This window comes from Paraburkholderia sp. EG304, from assembly GCF_046543485.1.
Lineage (GTDB): Bacteria > Pseudomonadota > Gammaproteobacteria > Burkholderiales > Burkholderiaceae > Paraburkholderia > Paraburkholderia youngii.
This window is the reverse complement of sequence record NZ_JBKGUA010000163.1, coordinates 1-3,228: the sequence shown is the minus strand read 5'-3', so window position 1 is coordinate 3,228 and position 3,228 is coordinate 1. Positions and strand designations below refer to the sequence as shown.

Annotated in this window: 3 protein-coding genes and 1 pseudogene; 3 read left to right on the top strand and 1 reads right to left on the bottom strand. The window is 56.9% G+C overall.

Annotated elements, in window-relative coordinates:
- Window positions 1-584 (top strand): glycosyl hydrolase family 28 protein (locus ACLFKU_RS42850; RefSeq protein ID WP_410853270.1); only part of this gene is annotated, 584 nt, incomplete at its 5' end.
- Window positions 585-769: 185 nt separating this feature from the next.
- Here the strand turns inward: ACLFKU_RS42850 and ACLFKU_RS42845 are convergent.
- Window positions 770-1,522 carry an IS5 family transposase gene (locus tag ACLFKU_RS42845; RefSeq protein ID WP_410853271.1) on the bottom strand — a complete coding sequence of 251 codons (753 nt, stop codon included), beginning with the start codon at window positions 1,520-1,522 and terminating at the stop codon, window positions 770-772.
- 83 nt (window positions 1,523-1,605) lie between these two features.
- Between ACLFKU_RS42845 and ACLFKU_RS42840 the strand changes: the two genes are divergently transcribed.
- Together ACLFKU_RS42840 and ACLFKU_RS42835 are read left to right on the top strand one after the other, a co-directional pair.
- Window positions 1,606-2,928 carry a glycoside hydrolase family 5 protein gene (locus ACLFKU_RS42840; RefSeq protein WP_410853269.1) on the top strand — a complete coding sequence of 441 codons (1,323 nt, stop codon included), beginning with the start codon at window positions 1,606-1,608 and terminating at the stop codon, window positions 2,926-2,928.
- A 147-nt stretch (window positions 2,929-3,075) separates the two neighbouring features.
- A pseudogene (locus ACLFKU_RS42835) lies at window positions 3,076-3,228 on the top strand (IS6 family transposase); the annotation flags it as partial.

The following is a 3,228-nucleotide window of genomic DNA, read 5'->3' as shown; positions in this document are numbered from 1 at the left end:
TCTACTATGGACACGGCATGTCGATTGGCAGCGAGACGAATGCGGGAATCAGTAACGTCGCGATCATTGATCTAACGATGGATGGAGGAGACAGTCCAAACGGAAACGGCTTGCGGATCAAGTCTAGTTCGTCGCGAGGTGGCAAGGTGAGCGATGTATCATACAGCGACGTGTGCATGCGCAACGTCGCGGAGCCACTAGTGTTCGACTCGTATTACAGCTCATCGTCAGGCACACTGTACCCGAACTTCCTTCAGATTGCCGTCCACCGATTTCGCTATCTCGGCAGCAAGAAGTATGGGGGCGGACGGCTGACATTCTCGGGGTATGAAAACCAGAAGCAGAAGAATCCACTCGTGATCAGCCTGGACAACGTGGTGTTCGATGATAATCAGCCAGCTCTCGCGGAAAGTTTTGCAACGCACTATGCGCTCGGCCCCGGCCCAGTGAGCTTTTCTGACAAGATTGTGACCTCAACGTCCAGGGACGTTCAGGTATCCGGATCACCCGGTCAAGCTGCGCCAGTCGATTGCAGCGGCGCCTTCATTCCCCTCAATGCCGTGGTTCAGGCTTCACCTATCTGATTTGGTCCTTGTTTATTCGTTTATGCTTTACTCCATTCCGAGGCACAGGCTTAGCGGATGTAGGGACTTCCCCGTCCCGAGGCTGCGGCGGAAGCCGCGAGTCGGCATCAATGTGCCACGATGACGTTGCGAACGTTCAGCGACACCAGCGAGAGAGGAAGTCCCTTTCATTCTCCAGGTTCTGTTCACATTCTCACGAGCGGTCCAAAGGCACAGACAAGCGAAGCGAAGGCGAGATAGTTCCCTGCGAGCTTGTCGTAGCGAGTGACGACACGACGAAAATGTTTGATACGACTGCAAAAGCGTTCGACGACGTTCCGGGTCCGATACAGCACGCGGCTATAGCGACGCGTGGTCTTCAGGTTCGAACGCGGCGGGATTACGGCCTTCGCACGAGTAGTGCGGATACTTTCCACAAAGGCGTTCGAGTCGTAGCCCTTGTCAGCGATGACCGCACCGGTGCGCAGATGCTCAACCAGTTCGTTCGCGCACGTAATATCGGAAACTTGTCCCTCGGTGGCAATCAACCGCAGGGGGCGTCCGGCGTCATCGACAGCCAGGTGCAACTTGGTGGTCAATCCATCTCGCGAGCGACCGAGCGCTTGCGGACCGTTTTTTTTCGAGCTCCGGACGAATGCTGGTGCGCGCGCACGATGGTCGAATCGATCAACACACGCTTGATCTCGGTTTCGTCGGCCACAGCGTGGACGGTTTCCCACACACCCTTGCGACGCCACCGGGAGAAACGCACGTACACCGATGCCATCTGCCGAACGCCTTCGGCAAATCGCGCCACGGGCAGCCGTCCGGCCGATCCAGAGGACAGCTTCAACAAACCGACGATTGTCGGTCGCCGTTCGCCCTGGATCGCCTTCCCTGCCGGGCAAGACGGATTCGATTCGTGCCCATACTTCATCGCTCAGTAACGTTCCAACCATCTTGGCCTGCTCGCGCAAAAGACAAGATGTACTCACATTTACATCGAATGTAAACAGACCCTGATCGTGGAGTTCATTGCATCATGGAATTGGAACCCGGAAGCTGGCTCATCGAACCTGGGCGTTGGCGCAACTTTTTGGGGACAGCTCTCATCACTGTCCTGCTCGGCGCGTGTGGTGGCGACAACGGGGGGTACGCCCCGCAAAGCCAGTCTCGCACCGACAGCGTCAATAACGCGACGGCGAAACCTTTCTCTTCAAGATCGCCTATCTGGCTGACGATCGCTGACGAGGGCGACGCGCTCACTGTAGACGCCGCGCAGACCGTGCGCTTTGGTGCAGGCGCCGTCTGGGTCGAGAAAACCGGAAATGATTCAGGGCGATGTGACTCTGGCTTCTTTGGGAAGAATCCGCTCTCCGGTGCGCCGAAGGTTTGCCAACGGCTTCAGAGCACTCGCGGTCTGCTCTGGCGGGGCGTCAGTTTGGCCGGCGCCGAGTTCGCGCCTGGCAGCCTACCGGGCAACTATGGCAGTGACTATAGGTATCCGACTGCCGACAGTGTGGCTTACTACAAGAACAAAGGTATGAACATTGTGCGTCTGCCTTTTCTCTGGGAGCGGCTGCAGCCGACCCTCAACGGACCGTTTGATGTCACAGAGCTGTCACGCCTTGTCGCCTTCGTCAAACCCGTGACGGCGTCCGGCGAGACCGTGGTGTTAGATCCACACAACTATGCACGCTATCGCGGCAATGTGATTGGCTCGAGCGCCGTACCTGATAGCGCCTACGCCGATTTCTGGTCGCGCCTCGCATCCCAATTCAAGGACAATAAGCGAGTTGTGTTCGGGCTGATGAACGAGCCGAATTCCATGCCGACCGAGCAATGGCTATCAGCGGCCAACGCCGCGTTGGCCGCGATACGCGCTGCCGGCGCGAGCAATATGGTGTTCGTACCCGGTAATGCGTGGACGGGGGCGCATAGTTGGACCCAGAACTGGTACGGCACTCCCAATGCAACGGTGATGAAGGACGTTAGGGATCCGGGGAACAACTTCGTGTTCGAGGTGCATCAATATCTCGACAGCAACAGCGCGGGAAGTTCGCCAGATTGTGTGAGCGCCAGCATCGGCGTAGAGCGTCTGCAAGACTTCACCACGTGGTTGGAAAGTAACGGTTACCATGGGTTCCTCGGAGAAATCGGCACGGGTGCAAACGATACCTGCAACCAGGCTCTTGGCAATGTGTTGGCATTCCTGCACGGGAACGCCCATGTGTGGACAGGATTTGCATATTGGGCAGGTGGTCCGCTATGGGGCAACTATCCATATTCGATTGAACCAACCAATGGGGTCGACAAGCCGCAGATGTTCGTGTTGATGCCATATCTGAATCAGGCCTCAGACTAGAGAATGAAAGATCCTCTCAAGGGCTTTGTCCGGATGGGTACGAGTTCCCGTGCCATGGACGCGACTATGCATTTTTGACGCAAACCGGTTGGGTGTCGCAATAAGTCGGTCTGCTATGCTGACGGGCCTTAATGCGTGACGTAATCGATGACCGAGAAGCTGAGTCCGGGTGTGGGAAAAGTACTCAAACGCTTGCATTACCCGCTGGACGTGATGTTGCTGTGCGTTCGGTGGTACGTGGCTTATCCGCTGAGCCTGCGCCATCTTGAACAGATGATGGCCGAGCGCGGGATTGCGGTC

What these genes read in the sequence shown, in the direction of transcription:
- ACLFKU_RS42840 (WP_410853269.1), top strand. Translation starts at nt 1,606, where the DNA reads ATGGAATTGGAACCCGGAAGCTGGCTCATCGAACCTGGGCGTTGGCGC.
- ACLFKU_RS42845 (WP_410853271.1), bottom strand. Translation starts at nt 1,522, where the DNA reads ATGGTTGGAACGTTACTGAGCGATGAAGTATGGGCACGAATCGAATCC.